Source organism: Aquariibacter albus (assembly GCF_014145335.1).
GTDB lineage: Bacteria > Pseudomonadota > Gammaproteobacteria > Burkholderiales > Burkholderiaceae_C > Aquariibacter > Aquariibacter albus.
Genome location: NZ_JACIVI010000005.1, coordinates 59,445 through 78,253, shown reverse-complemented (window position 1 = coordinate 78,253; position 18,809 = coordinate 59,445). Strand labels below are relative to the sequence as shown.

General features: G+C 70.8%; 18 protein-coding genes. All 18 read left to right on the top strand.

From position 1 onward, the window contains the following. Positions 1-2: 2 nt before the first annotated feature. On the top strand, positions 3-962 hold the full coding sequence (epsC, locus tag H4F90_RS12740; RefSeq protein WP_220486165.1) for a serine O-acetyltransferase EpsC: 960 nt from the start codon (positions 3-5) through the stop codon (positions 960-962). Next, on the top strand, positions 946-1,194 hold the full coding sequence (locus H4F90_RS12735; protein WP_220486164.1) for a helix-turn-helix domain-containing protein: 249 nt from the start codon (positions 946-948) through the stop codon (positions 1,192-1,194). Before epsC ends, H4F90_RS12735 begins: the two co-directional genes overlap by 17 nt. A 123-nt stretch (positions 1,195-1,317) precedes the next feature. Next, entirely contained in the window at positions 1,318-2,244 is a 927-nt protein-coding gene (locus H4F90_RS12730; protein WP_182665182.1) for a family 2A encapsulin nanocompartment shell protein, read from the top strand. A gap of 15 nt (positions 2,245-2,259) precedes the next feature. Beyond that, on the top strand, positions 2,260-4,284 hold the full coding sequence (locus tag H4F90_RS12725) for a family 2A encapsulin nanocompartment cargo protein cysteine desulfurase (protein ID WP_182665180.1): 2,025 nt from the start codon (positions 2,260-2,262) through the stop codon (positions 4,282-4,284). A gap of 222 nt (positions 4,285-4,506) precedes the next feature. Next, positions 4,507-4,716 (top strand): hypothetical protein, encoded by a 210-nt coding sequence (locus tag H4F90_RS12720; RefSeq protein ID WP_182665178.1) that lies wholly within the window; start codon positions 4,507-4,509, stop codon positions 4,714-4,716. Between the two features lie 248 nt (positions 4,717-4,964). Then, entirely contained in the window at positions 4,965-5,198 is a 234-nt protein-coding gene (locus tag H4F90_RS12715; protein WP_182665176.1) for a hypothetical protein, read from the top strand. Positions 5,199-5,551: 353 nt separating this feature from the next. Continuing rightward, on the top strand, positions 5,552-5,743 hold the full coding sequence (locus tag H4F90_RS12710; protein WP_182665174.1) for a hypothetical protein: 192 nt from the start codon (positions 5,552-5,554) through the stop codon (positions 5,741-5,743). 175 nt (positions 5,744-5,918) lie between these two features. Next, entirely contained in the window at positions 5,919-7,193 is a 1,275-nt protein-coding gene (locus H4F90_RS12705) for an HlyD family secretion protein (RefSeq protein WP_182665173.1), read from the top strand. A gap of 61 nt (positions 7,194-7,254) precedes the next feature. Next, entirely contained in the window at positions 7,255-9,474 is a 2,220-nt protein-coding gene (locus tag H4F90_RS12700) for a peptidase domain-containing ABC transporter (protein WP_182665171.1), read from the top strand. Continuing rightward, the gene (locus H4F90_RS12695) at positions 9,471-10,895 is read left to right on the top strand and encodes a TolC family protein (protein ID WP_182665170.1); all 1,425 of its coding nucleotides are present in this window, start codon (positions 9,471-9,473) and stop codon (positions 10,893-10,895) included. Before H4F90_RS12700 ends, H4F90_RS12695 begins: the two co-directional genes overlap by 4 nt. Positions 10,896-11,048: 153 nt before the next feature. Beyond that, positions 11,049-11,378, top strand: coding sequence for a c-type cytochrome (locus H4F90_RS12690; RefSeq protein WP_182665168.1), 330 nt, complete (start codon positions 11,049-11,051; stop codon positions 11,376-11,378). A 23-nt stretch (positions 11,379-11,401) separates the two neighbouring features. Next, a complete protein-coding gene (locus H4F90_RS12685) occupies positions 11,402-12,664 on the top strand; it encodes an FCSD flavin-binding domain-containing protein (RefSeq protein WP_220486172.1) in 1,263 nt (420 codons plus the stop codon). Between the two features lie 260 nt (positions 12,665-12,924). Continuing rightward, positions 12,925-14,205 carry an OmpP1/FadL family transporter gene (locus tag H4F90_RS12680; protein ID WP_182665164.1) on the top strand — a complete coding sequence of 427 codons (1,281 nt, stop codon included), beginning with the start codon at positions 12,925-12,927 and terminating at the stop codon, positions 14,203-14,205. A 119-nt stretch (positions 14,206-14,324) separates the two neighbouring features. Continuing rightward, on the top strand, positions 14,325-14,543 hold the full coding sequence (locus H4F90_RS12675) for a TOBE domain-containing protein (RefSeq protein WP_182665162.1): 219 nt from the start codon (positions 14,325-14,327) through the stop codon (positions 14,541-14,543). 10 nt (positions 14,544-14,553) lie between these two features. Then, positions 14,554-15,153, top strand: a complete 600-nt coding sequence (locus H4F90_RS12670) for an RBBP9/YdeN family alpha/beta hydrolase (RefSeq protein ID WP_182665160.1) — start codon at positions 14,554-14,556, stop codon at positions 15,151-15,153. Between the two features lie 122 nt (positions 15,154-15,275). Then, positions 15,276-16,289, top strand: coding sequence for a sulfate ABC transporter substrate-binding protein (locus tag H4F90_RS12665; protein ID WP_182665158.1), 1,014 nt, complete (start codon positions 15,276-15,278; stop codon positions 16,287-16,289). A 226-nt stretch (positions 16,290-16,515) separates the two neighbouring features. Beyond that, positions 16,516-16,884: an adenosine deaminase gene (locus H4F90_RS12660; protein WP_182665156.1), complete on the top strand. Its 369-nt coding sequence runs from the start codon at positions 16,516-16,518 to the stop codon at positions 16,882-16,884. A gap of 4 nt (positions 16,885-16,888) precedes the next feature. After that, positions 16,889-18,727 (top strand): lipoprotein N-acyltransferase Lnb domain-containing protein, encoded by a 1,839-nt coding sequence (locus H4F90_RS12655; protein WP_182665154.1) that lies wholly within the window; start codon positions 16,889-16,891, stop codon positions 18,725-18,727. Positions 18,728-18,809 lie beyond the last annotated feature (82 nt).

Sequence of the window (18,809 nt, the reverse complement as noted above, 5' to 3'; positions counted from 1 at the left end):
CCATGACGTCCCTCCCCTCGCAGCATCCCGTCCACGCGGCCGAGGCCCTCGACCTGCCCAGCATCGTGGCCGGCCTGCGCCGGGCGCGCGAACGCTGGCGCCAGTCCCAGAACCGGCCGACGGAGGCGGCGGCGCGGGAGCTGCCGTCGCGCGAGGCGCTCGACGCGATCGTCGGCCGCCTGCGCGGGGCGCTCTTCCCCCTGCGCCTGGGTCCGCCCGACCTGCGTCAGGAGGGCGAGGATTTCTACGTCGGCCATTCGCTGGACCTGGCCCTGCATGGCCTGCTGGCGCAGGTGCGCCTGGAGCTGCGCCACCAGGCCCGATCCGGTCCGGCCGACGCGGCGGCGATCGAGGCGCGCGCGCTGGCCCTTGTCCGCGACTTCGGTGCCGGCCTGCCCGCGATGCGCGAGCTGCTGGACAGTGATGTGCTGGCGGCCTTCCAGGGCGATCCGGCGGCGCGCAGCGTCGACGAGGTGCTGCTCTGCTACCCCGGGCTGGAAGCCATCATCCACCACCGCATCGCCCACCAGCTCTACCGCCTGGGGGTGCCGCTGCTGGCGCGGCTGGTGGCCGAGATCGCACATGGCCGCACCGGCATCGACCTGCATCCGGGCGCCCGCATTGGGGCCGGTTTCTTCATCGACCATGGCACCGGGGTGGTGATCGGCGAGACGGCGGAGATCGGTCGCGACGTGCGCATCTACCAGGCTGTCACGCTCGGCGCGAAGCGCTTCGAGACCGATGCCGACGGCCAGATCCTCAAGGGCGGCGCGCGCCATCCCATCGTCGAGGACGGCGTGGTGATCTATGCCGGCGCCACCCTGCTGGGCCGGATCCGGATCGGCCAGGGCTCCACCATCGGCGGCAACGTCTGGCTCACGCGCAGCGTGCCGCCGGGCAGCCGCATCTCCCAGGCCAACACCCGCGAGGATGGACGCGATGGGCATGCCGCTTCGCTCTGAGGACGAGCGAGCCCTCGGCAGCCGCTTCGGCCGGGCGGTGCGTCGCCGCCGCGAGGACCGCGGCTGGTCGCAGGAGCAGCTGGCCAACCGGGCCGAGCTCAACCGGTCCTACATGGGCGAGATCGAGCGGGGTGCCGTGATGCCCTCGCTGGCCACCGCCGCCAAGCTCGCCCTGGCCCTGGACCTGCCGCTGGCCGAGCTGATCGCCCAGTGCGAGCAGCTCGCCGGATGAGCCTGGCCGTGGCATCGCTGCATTTGGTGGCGATAGCCGGTTGATGCCACCGGGACCCCACCCGGACACTGAACCATCTGCGCATATCGATATGCGCTTTTCTCATCCACGAGGGATTGCTCCATGGCCGACACGCCGACTCAACGCGCGCTGGGTGATAACGCCGCCCGCCAGCTTGCCAATGCCACCAAGACCACGCCGACCCTGGCGACGATCAGCCCGCGCTGGCTGACGCACCTGCTGCAGTGGATCCCGGTCGAGGCGGGCATCTACCGCCTCAACCAGGTCAAGGACCCCGAGAACGTGCAGGTGCGCTGCGCGAAGCGCGACGAGTCCGAGCTGCCGACCACCTTCGTTGACTACGAGGACCAGCCGCGCGAGTACTTCCTGAACGCGGTGTCGACCATCCTCGACGTCCACACCCGCGTCAGCGACCTCTACAGCAGCCCGCACGACCAGATCAAGGAGCAGCTGCGCCTGACGATCGAGACGATCAAGGAAAAGCAGGAAGCCGAGCTGATCAACAACCCGGACTACGGCCTGCTGGCCAGCGTCCACCCGGACCAGGTCATCACGCCGCTGAGCGGCGCGCCGACGCCGGACGACCTCGACGAGCTGCTGACCAAGGTCTGGAAGGAGCCGGCCTTCTTCCTGACCCACCCGCTGGGCATCGCCGCCTTCGGCCGCGAGTGCACCCGCCGTGGCGTGCCGCCGCCGACCGTGAGCCTGTTCGGCGCCCAGTTCCTGACCTGGCGCGGCATTCCCCTGATCCCCAGCGACAAGGTGCCGGTGGCCGACGGCAAGACCAAGTTCCTGCTGCTGCGCGTGGGCGAGAAGCGCCAGGGCGTCGTCGGCCTCTACCAGCCCGGCCTGCCGGGCGAGCAGAGCCCGGGCCTGTCGGTGCGCTTCATGGGCATCAACCGCAACGCCATCGCCTCCTACCTGGTCTCGCTGTACTGCTCGCTGGCGGTGCAGACCCACGATGCGCTGGCTCTGCTCGACGAGGTCGAGATCGGCAAGTTCCACGACTATCCCGACACCTACAAGTGAGCGTGAGGCCTGTCCATGTCCTCCGCTGATGTTCTCGAGCCGCCGGATGCCACGCCGCCGGCGGGCCTGCCGGACTCCGGCGTCCTGGCCCGGCTGGCCAACCAGTTCTTCGCGGCGCTGCCGGGCCAGCTGCCCGACACGCCTGCGGGTCTCAGGCTGCCGCAGGCCGGCGGGGTGGCGTTGCCCACCCAGCCGCAGCCGGCCGGCCTGACGCTGCCCCCCGGGGTGAGTGGACCCTCCACGCCTTCGGCCCTGCCCTTCGGTGCGCTGCCGCCCGGCGCCGGTCTGCTGCCCAGCTCGCCCGCGGTGCCCGCGCAGGCGCTGGCCTCGCTGCCTGCACGCGCCCCGCACGCGGAAGCGCCGAATGGCGTGCCCGATGGGGTCCTGACCACGGCTCCGGCCTATGACGGCCGGCTCGGCGGGCACGCGCTCGGCGTGCCACCCACCGGCCGCTCGCTGCCGGGCGGGATTGCTCGCCACCCCGAGGCGCCGGGCGCCGCGCTGGATCCGGCCACCCTCGGCGTGTCGCCCCCCCGCACCCCGGAAGCCGGGGCTTCGCCGTTCTATTTCCTGAACGAAGCCGGCCCGTCCGGCGGCGAGCGGCCGCAGGCCTTGACGCCTTCGCCAGCCGCAGGGCTTGCGCTGCCCAGCCGGCACGATGTGCTCACGCATGCCCTGGTCGATCCGCGACCTGCCGCCGGGCCGACCTCGACCGGAATTCCTGCGCCCCGCCCGCCGGCGCGCGGGGAGGCGGCGCCCGGCTTCTACTTTCTCGACGTCGGTCCTGCGGCGGTGCCCCCGCTGGCCTCCACGGGGCCGCGGCCTTTCGATGTGCATGCCGTGCGGCGCGATTTCCCGATCCTGCAGGAGCGCGTGAACGGCCGGCCGCTGGTCTGGTTCGACAACGCGGCCACGACGCAGAAGCCGCAGGCGGTGATCGACCGCATCGCCCACTTCTACGCGCACGAGAACTCCAACATCCACCGCGCCGCGCACGAGCTGGCGGCGCGTGCGACCGACGCCTACGAGGAAGCGCGCGAGACCGTGCGCCGCTTCATCGGCGCCGGCTCGACGGAGGAGATCATCTTCGTGCGCGGCACCACCGAGGCGATCAACCTGGTGGCCAAGAGCTGGGGGGCCAAGCACATCGGTGCGGGCGACGAGATCATCGTCAGCCACCTGGAGCACCACGCGAACATCGTGCCCTGGCAGCAGCTGGCGGCCGAGAAGGGCGCGCGGATCCGCGTGATCCCGGTCGACGACGACGGCCAGGTCCTGCTCGACGAGTTCCAGAAGCTGCTGAACGACCGCACCAAGCTGGTCTCCGTCACCCAGGTCAGCAATGCGCTGGGCACGGTGGTGCCGGTGCAGAAGATCGTCGAGATCGCGCATCGCGCCGGCGTGCGGACCCTGGTCGACGGCGCGCAGTCCATCAGCCACATGAAGGTCGATGTGCGCGCGCTGGACACCGACTTCTTCGTGTTCAGCGGTCACAAGATCTTCGGCCCGACCGGCATCGGCGTGGTCTACGGCAAGCGCGAGATCCTGGAGGACACGCCGCCCTGGCAGGGCGGCGGGAACATGATCGCCGACGTCACCTTCGAGCGCACCGTCTTTCAGCCACCGCCGAACAAGTTCGAGGCCGGCACCGGCAACATCGCCGATGCAGTGGGCCTGGGGGCGGCGCTCGAGTACGTCGAGCGGCTCGGCATCGAGGCCATTGGCCAGTACGAGCATGCGCTGCTGGACTACGCGACCGGCCGCATGCGGCCCATTCCCGGCGTGCGCCTGATCGGCACGGCCGCAGACAAGGCCAGCGTGCTGTCCTTCGTGCTCGAGGGCTACACGACCGAGGCTGTCGGCAAGGCCCTGAACCAGGAGGGCATCGCCGTCCGGACCGGCCACCACTGTGCGCAGCCCATCCTGCGCCGCTTCGGCCTGGAGACCACCGTGCGGCCTTCGCTGGCCTTCTACAACACCTGCGAGGAAGTCGATCGCATGGTGGCCGTGGTCGAGCGCCTGGCCCGCGCCCGGTCTTGACCTCCCCCCGGGGCTCCCGGCGTGCCCGGGGCCCGGGGCCGGGGGGGCTGGATTCATGAAGAATCGGCGCCCCTTTATGAGGCGTTTTTGCTTGGGCCCGCGAAGCCCCTTCCCTAGGATGACGTCGTGGTGATTCAAAAGAGGCCGGAAATTCCAAGGCCTCGACCACGCTCCCGGGATCCGGTTCGCCGGAAACCCCATTCATCCAAGCAAGGAGATCGTATGTCCATTCAAACCCTCTCGGCCCAAGAAACCGAACACGTCGCGGGCGGCCTGCTGGTTTCGCTCGGCAACAACCCGATCGTCAATGGCGCGCTGGACGTGACCCCGGGCGGCGTTTTCGCCCTGGTGGGCAGCCTGCTCGGCGGCCTGACCGGTCTGCTCAAGGGTCTGCCGCTGCTGGGTGGCCTGCTCGGCGGCCTCGGCAGCTGATCGCAGGTCTGCGGCTCCTTCCGGGCGCCGCGTCAGGGCGCGGGCCTGGAAGGATCTTGTGGCCAAGACTCACAACCGCTGATTCGTTGATGCCGCATCGGCGAACTTTCGTAATCTCTCGTAACTAGTCCGAGGGTTGTTCCCCTATATTGAGGCGGCCACGAGGAAGGCGTGAGAAAGCTTCGCGACATTTTCTTACTGGCTGGCAGGACCCTATTGGGCCTTGTTTTGAATGCCCTCCGACTGCCATGTCAACCCAAGGAATCACCAGGGCCATCCAGGAACTGAACCACCACGAAATCGAACAAGTCGCCGGCGGCCTCGACCTCGGCTCGCTGCTGGTGCCCTTGGCCGGCATCACCGGTTTGCTGGGCAGCGTGTTCGGCACCATCCGCGGCGTGCTGGCGCCGCTGGTGGCCCCCGTCCTCTCCACGCTCAATGGCGTGCTTGCGACGCTGCTTGGCGGCCTCAAGCTCGGCTGAGGACCGGCAGGAGCCGGTTCCGCGCCCTGCGCCCACCGGCTCCTCGCCCGATGGCGGCCGCCGACCCGATGACGGATCCGAGGGATGGTGCGCAGGGCCGTTGCGGCTTACACGCTGACGTGTCGGTCTCTCAGGCAGCGGGGCATGGGCCTGTGAGTTGTGCAACCGCTGCTCATCATTTTTAGCAACTTCATACAAGTCATGCTCTGTTGCACCTCTACAGTGTGCCTGCCCGGTGAAACCGTAGCGGAGAAATAGGTCGCAAAGGAATCGCCCGGGCGTACAGGGTCATCAAAAGGCTTTGTATTGATATTTCCCCTTCGAGTTTCAAAACCACGATCCAAGGAATTCAAATGGCCATCCAAGAACTGAACCGTCAAGAAGTTGAACAAGTCGCCGGCGGTCTCGACCTCGGCTCGCTGCTGACCCCGGTCACCAGCATCGTCGGCGGCCTCGTCGGCACCGTCACCGGCCTGCTGTCGCCGGTGCTGTCGATCGTCACCGGCCTGCTGGGCAGCCTGCTGGGCGGCCTGAAGCTGGGCTGAGCCCGCTGGCTGCAACCCGCCCTTCCTCGAAGGGCGGGTTGACGGATGCGAAGCGCCCGGTCTCGGGCGTTTCGCATTTCTGGATCGTTCCGATTTCCGCGCCGGTTTCCCCACCCCTCCCGCAAGGCCCGCCCCGTGCATCCCGCGCTTTCCTTCCCGATCGAGATCGGCTTCCATGAGCGCTGACGCCCCGATGTATCGCGAAGAGGCCCTGCGCGCGCGCGTCGGCCAGGGCCTGGGCGAGATCGTGCTGGCCCAGCCGCCGGCGACCCGCTGGTGGGTTGCGCTCGGCCTGCTGTGCGGCCTGCTGGTGCTGGCCCTGCTGCTCGGGGGTCAGTACACCCGCCGGGTGGCGGTGGCGGGCCAGTTGTTGCCGAGTGGTGGGGTGATGCGCGTGGCCGCTCCCGCGCCCGGACTGCTGCAGACCCTGGCCGTGCGCGAGGGCCAGACGGTGCGCCGCGGCGAGCTGCTCGGCACCCTGAGCTTCGAGCGTCGGGCCGAGGGCCGCAGCGTCGAGACCGGCGTGGGCGAACTGCTGCAGCGCCGCGAGGAATCCCTCCGGCAGGACCTGGAGCGTGCCGACACCGCCGAGTCCGAGGAGCGCGAGGCCCTCGCCCGCAGCGTCGCTGGCCTGCGCAGCGAGCTGGCCCGCCTCGACGAGGCCTTGGCCCTGCAGAAGCGCCGGGTCGAGCTGTCGGAGGAGTCGAGTGCCCGCTACGAGGCCCTGGTCGGGCCCGGCCATGTCTCGCGCGAGGAATGGCAGCAGCGCCGTGCCGAGGCGCTGGACCAGCGCACCCGCGCCGGCGCGCTGGCCCGCGAGCGCGCCGCGCTGGCCCGCGAGCTGGCCAGCCGTCGCGACGAGCAGGCCCTCCTGGCCGAGCGCCAGCGCAAGCAGCGCGCCGCGCTGGAGCGCGATCTGGCCCGCGCCGGTCAGGAGCGCGAGGAGGCCGAGGGTCGCCACGTGCTGCAGCTGGTGGCACCGGCCGATGCCGTGGTCGCGGCCGTGCTGGCCGAGGCGGGCCAGTCGGTGGACGGCGGCCGCACCCTGTTTCGCCTGGTGCCGCCCGAGGATCCCCTGCAGGCGGTGCTCTACGCGCCCAGCCGTGCGGCCGGCCCGCTCAAGCCCGGTGACACGGTGCTGTTGCGCTACCAGGCCTTCCCGCACCAGAAATTCGGCCACCACCGGGGCACGGTGCGCGAGGTCGCGCTCGCGCCGGTCTTCGGCGAAGAGCTGCTCAGCCTCGGCCTGGGCCTGCATCCGCAGCTGCAGCAGGGGGCCGAGCCCTATTTCCGCGTGACGGTCGAGCTGCCGGCCCAGGCGCTCGAAGGCCCGCGGGGGCCCGCCGTACTGCGGCCCGGCATGCTGCTGGAGGCGGACCTGCGGGCCGAGAGGCGGCGCCTGATCGAGTGGGTCTTCGAACCCCTGCTGGGCGTGGCCAGCCGCTGGTGAGCCGTCTTCCCCTTCCCCTGTGCGCCTGCGGCCCGGTGCCGGCGATCCGGACCTTTCCGACATGACGTCTCCCTCCCCGAACCCCCAGCCCGCTGCCGCGCCGCCCACCCGCTGGCTGGACCGCTTGCAGTTCAGTGGCCGGCGCCGCACCCCGGTGCTGCTGCAGGCCGAGGCGGCCGAGTGCGGCCTGGCCTGCCTGGCCATGGTGGCGGGCCACCACGGCCTGCGCATCGACCTGGCCACGCTGCGCCAGCACTTCCAGGTCTCGCTGGCCGGGGCCACCCTGGCCGGCCTGATGGCCCAGGCGGGCGCGCTGCAGCTCGCGACCCGTGCGGTCAAGCTCCAGGTCGAGGACATGAAGGACCTGCGCATGCCCGCCGTGCTGCACTGGGACTTCAACCACTTCGTCGTCCTGACGGCGGTCGACCGCCGCGGCATCACCCTCCACGACCCCAGCCTCGGCCAGCGCCACGTGCCCTGGGCCCAGGTCGGCAAGTCCTTCACCGGTGTGGCGCTGGAGGCCTGGCCCAACCCAGGTTTCAAGCCGGCCAAGGTCGAGCGCCGCATCCCGGTCACGCAGCTGCTCGGCCGCATCAGCGGCTGGCTGCCCGCTGGTCTGCAGATCATCGGCCTGGCCCTGGTGCTGGAGCTCTTCGGCCTGCTCTCGCCGCTGATGCTGCAGTGGACGATGGACCATGTGCTGGTCAGCGCCGACCTCGACCTGCTGGTGCTGATCGCCGTCGGCTTCGCCGCCCTGGTGCTGATGCAGCAGCTGATCACCCTGCTGCGCAGCTGGCTGCTGCTGGTGCTCTCGACCACCCTGGCCCTGCAGTGGCGGGCCAATCTGTTCAGCCACCTGCTGAGGCTGCCGGCCGGCTTCTTCGAGGTGCGGCATCTGGGCGACGTGGTCTCGCGCTTCGGCGCGGCCGACACCATCCAGCGCACGCTGACCTCGTCCTTCGTCGAGGCCCTGCTCGACGGCCTGATGTCGGTGCTGGTGCTGGTGATGATGTTCCTCTACAGCCCGGTGCTGGCCGCTGTCGCGCTCGGCACGATGGCCGTCTACGGCGTGATGCGCCTGCTCTGGTACCGGCCGCTGCGCGAGGCGACCGAGGAGCAGATCGTCCACGCGGCGCGCCAGCAGTCGCACTTTCTCGAGACCGTCCGCGGGATCCGCGCGATCCAGCTCTTCGGCCGCGAGCCCCAGCGCCGCGACACCTGGCTGGCGCGTGTCGTCGAGCAGATGAATGCCGAGCTGCGCACCCAGAAGCTGGAGCTGGGCTACCGCCTGGCCAATGGCCTGCTGTTCGGCCTGGAGCGGGTCGGGGTGATCGCCTTCGGCGCGAGCCTGGTGCTCGACGGCGTGTTCACCGCCGGCGCGCTGCTGGCCTTCCTGGCCTACAAGGACCAGTTCGCGCACCGGGTCAGCGTGCTGATCGACCGCCTCTTCGAGCTGCGCATGCTGCGCCTGCATGGCGAGCGCCTGGCCGACATCGCGCTGGCCAAGCCGCAGGACCCGGGCCCGGCCGTCGCGCCCGGCCCGGCCCCGGCCCAGCCGCCGGCGCTGCGGCTGGAGGGCCTGCGCTTCCGCTACGGCGACGGCCTGCCCTGGGTGCTCGACGGCCTGGACCTGGACGTGCCGGCCGGCAGCTCGCTGGCCATCGTCGGGGCGTCCGGCTCGGGCAAGAGCACGCTGGCGGCGCTGCTGCTCGGCCTGCGCGAGCCGGCGGCCGGCCAGATCCTCGTCGACGGCCTGCCCGGCGAGCGCCTGGGCCGGCATGCGATGCGGGCCCTGACCGGCGCGGTCACCCAGGCCGACACCCTGTTCGCCGGCTCCATCGCCGACAACATCACCTTCTTCGATGCCGCGCCCGACCGCGACTGGATGGAAGCCTGCGCCCGCGCCGCCGACATCCATGCCGACATCGCCGCGCTGCCGATGGCCTATCACACCCTCGTCGGGGACATGGGCACCGTGCTGTCCGGCGGCCAGCAGCAGCGCGTGCTGCTGGCCCGTGCGCTCTACAAGCGACCGCGCCTGCTCGTGCTCGACGAAGCCACCAGCCACCTCGACCTGGCCAGCGAGCAGCGGGTCAGCCAGGCCGTCGCGCGCCTGCAGCTCACCCGCATCCTCATTGCGCACCGGCCGCAGACCATCGCCAGCGCCGATCGCGTGGCCCTCATGCAGGGCGGTCGCATCGTCCGCGTCGCCGGGCCGGACGAGCTGCCCGAACTGCTGCGCCGCCTTGAAGCCGGAACCCCGCCCGGCAGCCCCGCGTGAGCCGCCTCACCCTGCGTCGGATGTCGGCGCCCGGTCTGCTTGCCGGCCTGCTGCTGGGGGGCGCCTCGCTCCAGGCCCAGCCCCCGAGCGCGGAGGGCCCCGAGGCCCTGCACCGCGCGGCCCAGGCCCTGCCCGCGGCCCTGCCGCGCGATCAGGCGGGCTGCCCGACCGGCCCGGTCAGCCAGCCCCTGGGCCTGCACGAGGCCGTCGCCCGCAGCCTGTGCCAGTCGCCCAAGGCCCGCGGGGCCTGGGCCCTGGCCCGCCAGCGCGCGGCCGAGCTCGGGGTGGTCGAGGCCAGCTACTGGCCCACGGTGCAGGCGGGCGCGATCTATGACGAGACCCGCCAGCGCTACCGCGAGCCGGCCGTCAGCACCTCGAACAAGACCGAGGGCATGAGCTTGCGGCTGAACTGGGTGCTGTTCGATGGGGGCCGCCGCAGCGGCCGCCAGCAGCAGGCCCGCGCGCTGCTGGCCTCGGCCAATGCCAGCCAGGATGCGGTCGTCCGCAGCGAGCTCCTCGAGGCCCTGCGGGCCTACCACCTGGCCCAGGCCGCCGAGGCCCTGCGCCTGGCCACGACCGAGGTCGAGCAGATCGCGCGCCGCACCGCCGAGCGCGTGAAGGGCCGCCAGGCCGGCGGCGTGTCGGCCAAGGCCGAGTTGATGCAGGCCCAGGCTGCACTGAGCCGCGCGACCCTCGGCCGCCTCGACGCCGAGGCCGGCGCCCAGGCCGCGCGTGGCGAGCTGGCCCGCCGCATGGGCCTGCCGGCCCCCACGGCGCTGACCGTGCCGGCCCTGCAGCTCCTGCCCAGCGCCCAGGCCCTGCCCGCCGATGCCCAGGCCCTGATCGACGAGGCCCTGCAGCAACATCCCCGCGTGATCGCCGCCCGGGCCGAGGCCGAGGCGGCCCGGGGACGCCAGGCTGCCGCCCAGGCCGAGGACTGGCCGGTGCTCAGCGTCAGCGCCCAGCAGACCACGCAGCAGCCACCGAACGGCAGCCTCTTCGTCGTCGACCGCGTGCGCTCGGCCAGCGTCCAGCTCTCGGTGCCGATCTTCGAAGGCGGTGCCGGCCCCGCCCGCCGCCGGGCCGGCGCGGCCGAGGTGCAGCGGGCCGAGGCCTCGGCCGACGAACTGCGTGACGAGGTCGAGCGCAGCCTGTGGCGCAGCTGGCAGGAGGCCCGCGCGCAGAACCAGCGCATCGAGGCCGTCGACCGCCTGGTGCGCGACACCCGCGAGGCCGCCGACGGCCTGGCCGCCCGCTTCAACGCCGGGGCGGGGGGGCTGTTCGAGTGGCTGTCGGCCCAGCAGGATGCGGCCCGCGCGCGGCGCGAGCAGGTCGAAGCGGTGCTGGCCTGGCATGACGCCCGGCTGCGCCTGGCGTCCCAGGTCGGCAGCCTCGGCGCCTGGCTGCTCGCCCAGCCCTGATGCGCTGACAGTGCGCCCGGCCCGCGGCGCGGCCGGGTCCGGGCCTCATGCGGGCCGCGCATATGCAAGCGCCGGGACATCGCTTGGTCGGGCAGGGCGGGCTGGCTATGGTTCGCGCCGTCCTGACGAACCGGGCGATCCCGCCCCTGCGCCATGAGCTTTCCTTTCACCGCTCACGCCCTCGGCGTGGCGCTCCTGCTGGCCGGCATCGCCGGCAGTGCCTCTGCCCAGGCCCAGCCCGACCGGGCCGCCCGCCTCTGGGCCGCCAGTTGCGCGGCCTGTCACGGCACCGACGGTCGCGGCTCCGGCGCCATCCCGCCGCTGGCCGGTCGCGAGGCCGAGACCCTGCTGAATGCCCTGCTGGAGTTCAAGGGCGGCAAGCGCCCGCAGGCCACGGTGATGCACCAGCATGCCAAGGGCTACAGCGACGAGCAGCTCAAGCGCCTGGCGGCCTTCTTCGCCGCCCTGCCTGCCCAACCCTGAGCCGGAAGGATCACCCCATGAGCCTGCAACGACGTTCCTTCCTGGCCGCCAGCCTCGGTGGCCTCGGCGCCTCCACGCTGGGGGGCTGCGCATCCCTCGGCGGCCAGGCCCCGATCGGCCGTGTGGTCGTCATCGGTGGCGGCTTTGGCGGCGCCACCGCAGCCAAGTACCTCCGCAAATGGGAGCCCCGCCTCGAGGTGACCCTGGTCGAGCGCAACGAGTTCTTCGTCTCCTGCCCGATCAGCAACCTGGTGCTGTCCGGCCACAAGCAGATCGGCGAGCTGACCCTGCCCTACAGCGGCCTGGCCCGCCATGGCGTGAAGGTCGTGCGCGACGAAGCCACCGCCATCGACCTGGACAAGCGCCAGGTGCGGCTGGCCCGTGGCGAGCCGCTGCCCTATGACCGGCTGATCGTCTCGCCCGGCATCGACTTCCAGTTCGACAAGGTGGCCGGCCTCGCCGCGGCCGTCGAGAGCGGTCAGGTCCAGCATGCCTGGAAGGCCGGCCCGCAGACGGTGGCCCTGCGCAAGCAGCTCGAGGCCCTGCCCGACGGCGGCGTGTTCGCGATCAGCATCCCCAAGGCACCCTATCGCTGCCCGCCCGGCCCCTACGAGCGCGCCAGCGTGGTGGCCCAGTACTTCAAGCAGCACAAGCCCAAGTCCAAGCTGCTGGTGCTGGACGGCAACCCGGACATCGTCTCGAAGAAGGGCCTCTTCCTGAAGGCCTGGAACGAGCTCTACCCCGGCCTGATCGAGTACCGGCCGAACCACGAGGTGGTCGAGTTCGATGCCCGCGGCCGGGTCGCCCGGACCCAGGTCGAGGACGTCAAGGCCGACCTCTTCAACATCATTCCGCCGCAGCAGGCCGGCAAGGTGGCCGCGCCCTTCATCTCGGTCAACAAGCAGTGGGTGGGGGTGGAGTTCCAGGGCTTCGAGTCCACCGTCGCGCCTGGCGTGCATGTGATCGGCGATGCGATTGCGGCCGCGCCGGGCATGCCGAAGTCGGGCTTCCAGGCCAACAACCACGGCAAGGTCGTGGCCGATGCCGTGATCGCCCAGCTGACCGGCCAGCCGCTGGCCGAGACACCGATCATCGCCAACACCTGCTACAGCTTCGTCTCCGACCAGGAGGTGGTGCACGTGGCCTCGGTCCACCGCTACGACGCCGAGAAGAAGACGCTGACCGTGGTGGAAGGCTCGGGCGGCCTGTCCTCGGCGCGCAACGCGCTGGAAGCGCGCTACGCACTGGACTGGGCGCAGAGCATCTGGGCCGACGCGCTGGCCTGAGCACGCCCCCGCGCCGGTCGGAGCCGGCACGGTCGACGGGCCCGTCCTCCACCGCGGCATGCGGTCGGATGGCGGGCCCGCCGCCTTTCGGCCCGCCGCACCGGCCCCGGCTTCGCCGGCTGGGCCTGCACGCACAAGCCGGCCGGCCCGGCAAGCCCGCGTGCCGCTGCGCGACGGCATATGCATGGGCGAAGAGCTTCGTCGCCAGGCCGGATGAGGCTGCCTAGATTCCCGTCCAAGCCCACCCTCTGTGACGGAACGTGACCTCCTCTGCCCTTCGCCCCCTCCTGCCCGCCCTGCCCGCCCTGCTCGGCCTGGCCCTGCTGCCCGGCACCGCCCAGGCCACCAACGGCTACTTTGCGCACGGCTACGGCGCGCGCAACCAGGCCCTGGCCGGTGCCGGCATCGCCTTCCCGGAAGATGCGCTGGCCCTCGTCGTGAATCCGGCCGGCATCACCCGGCTCGGCGCGCGGACCGACCTCGGCCTGACCGTCTTCCTGCCCAAGTACGCCAGCCGCATCGACGGCAGTGCAAACCCTGCCGCCAACGGCCACTACGAGGGCAGCGGCAAGCGGGCCTTCTTCGTGCCGGAGTTCGGTCTGGTGCGGCCGATCAGCGAGCAGCTGCAGTTCGGCCTGGCCGTCTTCGGCAATGGCGGGCTCAACAGCGAGTACCGCCGCAACCCCTTCCAGAACGACGTGCCCCCCGGCGGTCCGGTGCTCGGCACGGCAGGCGTCAACCTCGAGCAGCTTTTCATCACCCCCACCGTGGCCTGGCGGCTCAGCGAGCGAGCCTCGGTGGCTGTGGGGCTGAACGTGGCCTACCAGCGCTTCGAGGCCACCGGCCTCGGCCTCTTCGGCAGCTTCTCCCAATCGCCCCAGCACCTGAGCGATCGCGGCACCGACACCGATCTGGGCGCCGGCCTGCGCCTGGGCTGGCAGGCCGAGCTGGCCCCGGGCTGGGTGCTCGGGGCCACCTGGTCGTCGAAGATCCGCACCCGCTTCGAGAAGTACCGCGGCCTGTTCTCCGACAGCGGCCGCCTGGATGTGCCGGAGAACTACGGCCTGGGCTTGGCCTGGACGCCGCGCGCCGACTGGACCGTGGCGCTCGACGTGCAGCGCATCCTCTACAGCGAGGTGCATGCCATCGGCAACTCGGCGGCTTCGCTGTTCGCCGGCCAGCCGCTGGGCTCGGCCGATGGTCCCGGCTTCGGCTGGCGTGACCAGACCATCGTCAAGCTCGGCGTGGCCCACCGTGTCGACGAGCAGCTGACCCTGCGGGCCGGGGCCAGCCACGCCCGCCAGCCGGTGCCGCGCGGCGAGACCTTCTTCAACATTCTGGCCCCCGCGGTCGTCCAGACCCATCTGAGCTTCGGCGCCAGCCTGAAAACCGGCGGGGGCGAATGGAGCGCCTTCTACACCCAGGCCTTCCGCCACACGGTGAAGGGGCAGGGGTCCATCCCTCCGGCCTTCGGCGGCGGCGAGGCCGACGTCCAGCTGCGCGAGCACATCGTCGGCCTGGCCTACAGCTGGGCCTGGTGAGCGGGGCGGCGCCTCATGCGCCGGCCGCATGAGGCGCCGCGGATTCATCGCTTGGGGTCGAACGGGGCGCTGCCTAGAGTGGAGCTTCTTTCTCTCGAATGCCCTCCGAGGCCTCTGTCATGAGCATCACCGCCATCAATGTCCGCAACCAGTTCCGTGGCCGCATCAAGGAGATCATCGAAGGCCCGGTGGTCTCCGAGATCGATGTCGAGACCCCCCAGGGCCTGATCGTCACCTCGGTCATCACCACCCGCTCGGTTCGCGACCTGGATCTGGCCGTCGGCCGCGAAGTCATCGCCCTGGTCAAGTCGACCGAGGTGTCGATCGCTGCCCTCTGAGGCCCTGCCCATGTCCGGCAAGCAGCATCGGCCGGCCGCCCGGCTTCTCGTCGTCCCCGGCCTGCGGGACAGCGGCAGCGCGCACTGGCAGACCTGGCTCGAACGGCAGCAGCGCGGTGCGCTGCGCGTGCGCCAGGACGACTGGCTCACGCCTGACCTGGAGCGCTGGGCCCGCCGCATCGGCGAGACCCTGGACGCCGCGGGCGACGTGCACTGGCTGGTGGCCGCGCACAGCTTCGGCTGCCTCGCCCTGACCCGCTACCTGGCGCTGCGGCCCGAGGCGCCCATCGTCGCTGCGCTGCTGGTGGCACCGGCCGATCCCGACAAGTTCGGCGTCACCGCCCTGCTGCCGCGCCAGGCCCTGCCGGTGCCCAGCCTGGTCGTCGCCAGCGAGACCGACCCCTGGATGAGCCTGGCCCGCGCACAGACCTGGGCCGGCCGCTGGGGCAGCCCGCTGGTCAATCTGGGCGATGCCGGCCACATCAACGCCGAGTCGGGCTTCGGCCCGCTGCCGCTCGCGCGGCGCTGGGTCACCGCGATGACCCAGCGCCTGGAGCGCAGCCATCGCCTGGAGCGCGCCGACATCGGCGAGTGGTCGTTTGCCGTCTGAAGCCGCGCATCGAGGTCGGCCTTGATGCGTGATCTGCATAAGCATGCGTCGAACGATTCGTTTCTAGGACAAGCCCGGCTTCCTAGCATGCGTCATCCGAACTGAAAGCCACGAGCTTCCCCATGACCTTCTCTCGCACCCTCCGCAGCGGCCTGGCCGCGCTGGCCCTCGGTCTGGCGGCTGCTGCCGTCCCGGCCAAGGAGATCACCCTGCTCAACGTGTCCTACGACCCGACGCGCGAGCTCTATGTCGACTTCAACAAGGCCTTCGCCAAGCACTGGCAGGCCAAGACCGGCGACACCGTCACCATCAAGCAGTCGCACGGCGGTTCGGGCAAGCAGGCGCGCTCGGTCATCGACGGGCTGGAGGCCGATGTGGTCACCCTGGCCCTGGCCTACGACGTCGACGAACTCCACGACAAGGCCAAGCTGATCCCGGCGGACTGGCAGAAGCGCCTCAAGCACAACAGCGCACCCTACACCTCGACCATCGTCTTCCTGGTGCGCAAGGGCAACCCCAAGGGCATCAAGGACTGGGATGACCTGGTCAAGCCCGGCGTGGCCGTCATCACCCCCAACCCCAAGACCTCCGGCGGCGCGCGCTGGAACTACCTGGCGGCCTGGGGCTTCGCGCTGAAGAAGTTCGGCGGCGACGAGAAGAAGGCCCAGGCCTTCGTCGGCCAGATCCTCGCCAACGTGCCGGTGCTCGACACCGGCGCGCGCGGCTCGACCACCACCTTCGTCGAACGCGGCATCGGCGATGTGCTGCTGGCCTGGGAGAACGAGGCCCTGCTGGCGCTGAAGGAACTCGGCCCGGAGAAGTTCGACATCGTGGCGCCCAGCCTGTCCATCCTGGCGGAGCCGCCGGTCACCGTCGTTGACAAGGTCGTCGACAAGAAGGGCACCCGCGAAGTCGCCACGGCCTATCTGGAGTACCTGTACTCGCCGGAAGGCCAGGACCTGGCCGGTCAGAACTACTACCGCCCGATCGACCCGAAGGCCGCCGCCAAGTATGCGAAGCAGTTCCCGTCGGTGAAGCTGTTCACCATCGACGAAGTCTTCGGCGGCTGGGCCAAGGCGCAGAAGACCCACTTCTCGGACGGCGGGACTTTCGATCAGGTTTACACGAAGAAGTAAGGCAAGCAGCCTCCCCCGCGCGGGCGGAGGCTCAAGCGCAACACGCCCGTCGATTCGGGCTGTTCTGTCAGCACGAGCTCAGCGAGTTTCCCGATATTCGCGCCCGTCTCTTCAGGGACGGGCGCAGCACGCTTGCGGGCCGTGCCGGGCATCCGGGATGCGATAGGCGTCCGCGGGGTCTTGTTCCTGAGGGGTCGTATCGACAAGACGAATCTCAGGGAACCTCATGATCAAGACCATTGGCCGCCTCGCACTGATCGCCGCGGCGGTTGGCGCCACCGGGTGCGCATCCATCCTCAACGACGAAACCCAGCTCGTGAATGTCTCGGCCTCCAACGGCCGCGACATCCAGGGCACGATTGACGGCGTGCCGTTCAAGGGCCCGGGCCCCGTGCCCTTCAAGCGTGCCAAGGGCAGCCGCATCGTGACGGCAGAGACCGAGGGCTGCGCGAAGGTCACCGCGGTGGAAGGCACGGTCGACCCCAAGTTCTTCATCAACATCCTCAGCGGTGGCGTGTTCGGTTCGAGCACCGACTACGGCACCGAGAAGATGTGGAAGTACGCGGACAACGTCATCGTCTCCTGCGCCCAGTGAGCCGGTGACCCATGCCACGAGCGGCCTGCGGGCCGCTTTTTTGTCGCTGCTCGGCCTGCAGGCCTGCGCATGGCCCGGCTTGCCCTGGGCCGACCCGGTCCGGCAGGCTGTGCCGCTCGAGGAAGCGAAGCGGGCGGCCGATCCGATGTGGCATGCCCTGCTGCACTTGCAGGCGGGCCAACCGCAGATCCAGGACCCGGGCTTCTTGCTGGCCGCCGGTCCCGGCTGGACCCCGCTGCGCGAGTTGCGCGCCACGCTTGATCTTCTTGCCGCCGATCCTGCGGCCCGCTGCCGCTTTCCGGCCCGCGCCCGGTGGTTGCAGGTGCCGGACGAGGATGCTGGCGGCTCGCGAATCCGGTGTGCCGAGCTCCAGGAGTTCCTCGCGCGTGCGCCGGCCACCCGAATCGCCCTGGTCTTCGCCGCAGAGAACGTGAGGCAGCCCGCGAGCATCATGGGCCACCTCTTTCTCAAGCTGGAGGGGCAGACGGCGGCCGGCGCGTCCGTGAGCCATGCGGTCTCCTTCTTCACGGACGCCGACGACCTCAATCTGCCCAGGCTGCTCTATGAGAGCCTGGTCACCGGCAAGCCGGGCTACTTCACCCTTTCACCCTATGTCGAGGCTGAACAGCAATACCTCGTCCGCGAGCAGCGCAGCCTGTGGATCTACAGCCTGCGGCTGTCCCCGGCCGAACGAGAGCTGCTGCTGCTCCACCTGCACGAGCTTCGGCAGACCCGCCTGACCTACTTCTTCCAGGGCTACAACTGCGCCACGCTGCTCAAGCATGTGCTGGCCCTGAGCCGTCCCGACCTCCTGAAGCGGCGCGATCCGTGGACCACGCCCAAGGACGTGCTCAAGCATGCGGATGCGCTGGGCCTGATCGACGAGGTCGAGACCCTTGCGCCGCCCAGCTGGCGCATTCGGGAGCTGGTCGACGCCCTGCCTGCGGCAGACCTTGCCCGGGCGCGGCGTGAGGTCCTGGGCGACATGCCGCCCGCAGCAGACGCGGTTCCAGACGCTGCCAGCTTCCTCGGGCTCAAGCTGCAGCAGGCCTATGCCGAAGCCCTCGCACTGCAGCGACCCGCTGCGCGCGGGGCGTGGTCAGGGCGTGCCGCCCAGCGCCAGGAGGTCCTGCAGTCGCGCTACGCGGATTACCGCATCGACCTGGCCCCGGCCAAGGATCCACGGGTCTCGCCGGGCGACACCCAGTACGGCCTGGGCCTCGAAGGCGGGCCGCAGGGCTGGGACCTGCGCCTCGACCTGCTGCCGATCTCCCATCGCCGGGTCGACTGGCAGCCCGCTGCCGCCGTGGAGACCAGCCTGGCCCTGCTGGAGTTTGGCCTGAGGCAGCCTCTGGGCCGCCGGGGCGGGCCCCGGCTGCGACGGCTGGGCCTGTATGCGATGGAGTCCCTGCTGCCTTGGGACCCGCTGGTCGGCGGCTTGTCCGGCCGCTTCCACATGGCGCTCGACGACGAGGATCCCGCCGTCGCCCGGCCCCGGCTGCATGGCGTGCTGGGCGGCGCCATCGGCCTGAGCGCGCGCCTGCATCGGGATCTGGATGTCTACGGCCTGCTGGGCCTCGACCTGCTGGCGCGGGGCGGGGTCACGGTCCGGCCCCAGCAGGAGCTGGGCATGGTGATTCGGGGGGCGTTCCGGACCAAGACCTTGCTCACGCTGACCCATCACCAGGGACTGTCGGGTGCCACCCCCTCGACCACGGTGCTGCGCTGGCTGCAGTCCGTCCAGCTCGGGCCGCAGTGGACGGTGGACCTGGAAGCCCGGCGCAGCCTCGCTGGCGAGGCGACCCGTACGCAGTCGCTGCTGCAACTGAGGAGGATTTTCTGACCCTGGGCATCTTTGATGCGGTATGCGCATAAGCAAGCGCGTTTTGCTTCGTAGTCCCGAACGGCCACGCTGCCTAGCATGC

Bases quoted from the DNA above. Each gene is read 5' to 3' on its own strand.
- H4F90_RS12710 (WP_182665174.1), top strand. From the start codon at position 5,552: ATGGCCATCCAAGAACTGAACCGTCAAGAAGTTGAACAAGTCGCCGGC.
- epsC (WP_220486165.1), top strand. From the start codon at position 3: ATGACGTCCCTCCCCTCGCAGCATCCCGTCCACGCGGCCGAGGCCCTC.
- H4F90_RS12715 (WP_182665176.1), top strand. From the start codon at position 4,965: ATGTCAACCCAAGGAATCACCAGGGCCATCCAGGAACTGAACCACCAC.
- H4F90_RS12665 (WP_182665158.1), top strand. From the start codon at position 15,276: ATGACCTTCTCTCGCACCCTCCGCAGCGGCCTGGCCGCGCTGGCCCTC.
- H4F90_RS12675 (WP_182665162.1), top strand. From the start codon at position 14,325: ATGAGCATCACCGCCATCAATGTCCGCAACCAGTTCCGTGGCCGCATC.
- H4F90_RS12670 (WP_182665160.1), top strand. From the start codon at position 14,554: ATGTCCGGCAAGCAGCATCGGCCGGCCGCCCGGCTTCTCGTCGTCCCC.
- H4F90_RS12660 (WP_182665156.1), top strand. From the start codon at position 16,516: ATGATCAAGACCATTGGCCGCCTCGCACTGATCGCCGCGGCGGTTGGC.
- H4F90_RS12730 (WP_182665182.1), top strand. From the start codon at position 1,318: ATGGCCGACACGCCGACTCAACGCGCGCTGGGTGATAACGCCGCCCGC.
- H4F90_RS12725 (WP_182665180.1), top strand. From the start codon at position 2,260: ATGTCCTCCGCTGATGTTCTCGAGCCGCCGGATGCCACGCCGCCGGCG.
- H4F90_RS12735 (WP_220486164.1), top strand. From the start codon at position 946: ATGCCGCTTCGCTCTGAGGACGAGCGAGCCCTCGGCAGCCGCTTCGGC.
- H4F90_RS12700 (WP_182665171.1), top strand. From the start codon at position 7,255: ATGACGTCTCCCTCCCCGAACCCCCAGCCCGCTGCCGCGCCGCCCACC.
- H4F90_RS12690 (WP_182665168.1), top strand. From the start codon at position 11,049: ATGAGCTTTCCTTTCACCGCTCACGCCCTCGGCGTGGCGCTCCTGCTG.
- H4F90_RS12705 (WP_182665173.1), top strand. From the start codon at position 5,919: ATGAGCGCTGACGCCCCGATGTATCGCGAAGAGGCCCTGCGCGCGCGC.
- H4F90_RS12720 (WP_182665178.1), top strand. From the start codon at position 4,507: ATGTCCATTCAAACCCTCTCGGCCCAAGAAACCGAACACGTCGCGGGC.